At 68.6% G+C, this 647-nt stretch carries 1 protein-coding gene; it reads left to right on the top strand.

Features of this window, described 5'->3' with window-relative positions; all coding sequences use genetic code 11:
* The coding region (locus V5F77_RS29025) for an MBL fold metallo-hydrolase (protein ID WP_429008508.1) at positions 1 to 647 on the top strand (647 nt) is incomplete at both ends.

Below are 647 nucleotides of genomic sequence, written 5' to 3'. Positions count from 1 at the left end.
ATCGATTCCGGCATTGACGACGCCCCGACGCGGGCGCTTTTCGCGCGGGTGCTGGCTGATCCGCTGCTCGGCGGACGGCCGGTGGCGCGGCTCCTCGGGACCCATTTCCATCCGGACCATGTGGGGCTGGCGGGTTGGCTCCATGCCCGCACCGGCGCCGACATCCACATGAGCCGCCTGGAGTGGATGCAGGCGCGCCTGCTCCTCAACGAGGATCCCGTGGAGGTGATTCCTCAGCTCGTGGCCCACAACCGGCTGTGCGGCGCGCCCCAGCCGTTCCTGGACCTGGTGGAACGCCGGGGCATGCTTTATCCCAAATGGGTCGGGCCGCTGCCCCGGCGCTATATGCGGGTGAAGGAGGGGGACGAACTGACGCTCGCCGGCAGCGCGTGGCGGGTGATGATCGGCGAAGGCCACGCGCCGGAGATGATCTGCCTCTATTGCGCGGAGAGAGACCTGCTGATCGCGGCGGACCAGATTCTCGCACGAATCTCGCCGCACATTGGGACGCACCCTTCGGACCCATGCGCCGATCCGCTCGGCGCGTTCCTGGGATCGCTCCTTCAGTTCGGGGCGCTGCCCGAAGGCACTCTGGTCCTGCCTTCCCACGGCGACCCGTTCTACGGCCTCCATGGGCGGATCGCCGC

It is taken from the genome of Roseixanthobacter psychrophilus (assembly GCF_043195195.1).
Taxonomy (GTDB): domain Bacteria; phylum Pseudomonadota; class Alphaproteobacteria; order Rhizobiales; family Xanthobacteraceae; genus NCEH01.
The sequence above is the reverse complement of the archived record's forward strand: the minus strand, read 5'-3'. Positions and strand labels throughout refer to the sequence as shown.